Genomic DNA, 1784 nt, shown 5'->3' with positions numbered 1-1784 from the left:
CTTCATGGTAAACTTTTAAATAGTTCTTCAGATGATCAGCGGTCTTATCTGTGATCGCAACGATCCTTTCTTTATCACCTTTTCCATAAATCCGAAGATACGGTATGTCGGTCTCCAGATTTACAGAAGATACATTCATAGACAATAATTCGGAAACCCTGACAGCAGAGTCATAAAGCAATATCAGGATCAGTCTGTCCCTTCGGCCTATCTTAGTATCCGGCGGAGCAGAGAGCAGTGCCTTAAGGGCATCATCAGGGATGACTTCACGTGTCAGCTTTGGTACTTTAAGAAAAGGAACTCTGGAAGCTGTGAGAGCTACTGACTGTAACGATATATCACAATCAGCAGCATACCAGAGATAAGCTCTGATCGCAGCAAGCCTGTTATTACAAGTGGTTTCGCTGTTACCGTTTTTATGCAGGAACTCAATGTATGATAACAGAAAATCATGTGTACAATCCTCAAAGCCAAAGGTACGAAGTGATAAATTCATAGTATCGGTTATATATCTTCTGAACACGGTCAAAGCATCCCGGTAGGTTTCTATTGTATTCCGGCTTTTCAATGACTGATCAGGCAGGTAATGCTCAAGAAAATCCAGTGTTTTTGAGAAAAACAGTATCTTTTCCACTTTTTTTCTACTCATGGTCAGTCACCTCCGGGATAACGAAACCTGAAGTCTTGTCCCTGTCTCTGATGATCCGGAAAGCTTCGCTGACCTGATGGTAATAATAAAAAGTATCATCCGTACTCTGATGTCCCAGATACCGGCTCAGAAATGGAAGCATCTCCTTAAGTGCGATACCTTCTTCCATCCAGAGATTCATCCTTTTTACTACAAAGCTATGTCTGAGACAGTGAACAGTAGGAGTTTTGTCACAGCCTTCTGCATATGGTGTTGCATTCCATGCCCTGCGAAATGCTGCGTTTATAGTGACAGAACACAGGCAGTTGCCTGGTTCTCTTGCAGGGAAAACCCATTCTGATACGCATCCATGATAATCATTCAGTATCGTCTTATATTCCTTCATTAACACAGCAAGATCATCTGACATATATATTAGCCTGTCTTTATGACCTTTTGACTGCATGATTTTTAATGTTCCCGCTTCAAGATCTGCATCACTCCACTTCAGTTTTCTCGCTTCTGAAATACGCAGGCCACAACAATAGATCAATCTGAAGATCACTTTATACTCTGTAGACAGACGCAAAAACGAGGGCACTTTTATCTCTGGAGAATAACTGTCGATTTCATGAAAGAATGCTGCGATTTCATCATCTGACAAGACATGCACCAGTCTTTTTTCACATTTATAAAAATTCGACGGAATATATGCTTCCTCACCGAGGGAAATCATGAATAACGCAAACTGTCGGATTATAGAAGTACGCGCTGAACAGGTAGATAATGCTTCCCCTTCACGCAATGTCCCCCATTTTTTGACCAGCTCCCTGCTGAGATATGGCTGTATGACGGATTCTTTTACACAAAAATCGTCAAAATGTTTCAGTTTCCATTCTTCCGTTTCATAAAAGAATCCGACAGACCGCTTTTCCTGTAGAAACTGTTTGATATACGGAGCAAAACAGCTCCGGTATTCATATCCGATGATCTTCATTACAGACCTCCTTCCAGCATCAGTCCGGTACCTGACAATGATAATCCGCATTTTCTGCTTCTTTCATCATCCAGAAGAAGGTATTTCATTACGCTTGTCGGATCACGATGACCAAGTGCATCCATTACATCATCGATGCCGGCATGATTTTTCAGCAGA

The 1784-nt window shown here is 41.6% G+C and carries 2 protein-coding genes; both read right to left on the bottom strand.

What is annotated here, in order from left to right; genetic code table 11:
- Positions 1–649: tyrosine-type recombinase/integrase (locus ACTQWB_RS18620; RefSeq protein ID WP_441514618.1), on the bottom strand; the 649-nt coding region annotated here is incomplete at its 3' end.
- The gene (locus tag ACTQWB_RS18615) at positions 642–1625 is read right to left on the bottom strand and encodes a tyrosine-type recombinase/integrase (RefSeq protein ID WP_441502911.1); all 984 of its coding nucleotides are present in this window, start codon (positions 1623–1625) and stop codon (positions 642–644) included. The genes ACTQWB_RS18620 and ACTQWB_RS18615, both read right to left, overlap by 8 nt.
- Positions 1626–1784 lie beyond the last annotated feature (159 nt).

The sequence above is a fragment of the Blautia sp. HCP3S3_H10_2 genome, from assembly GCF_052122375.1.
Lineage (GTDB): Bacteria > Bacillota > Clostridia > Lachnospirales > Lachnospiraceae > Blautia_A.
This window is presented reverse-complemented; position numbering and strand designations above follow the sequence as displayed.

Bases quoted from the DNA above. Each gene is read 5' to 3' on its own strand.
- ACTQWB_RS18615 (WP_441502911.1), bottom strand. From the start codon at position 1,625: ATGAAGATCATCGGATATGAATACCGGAGCTGTTTTGCTCCGTATATC.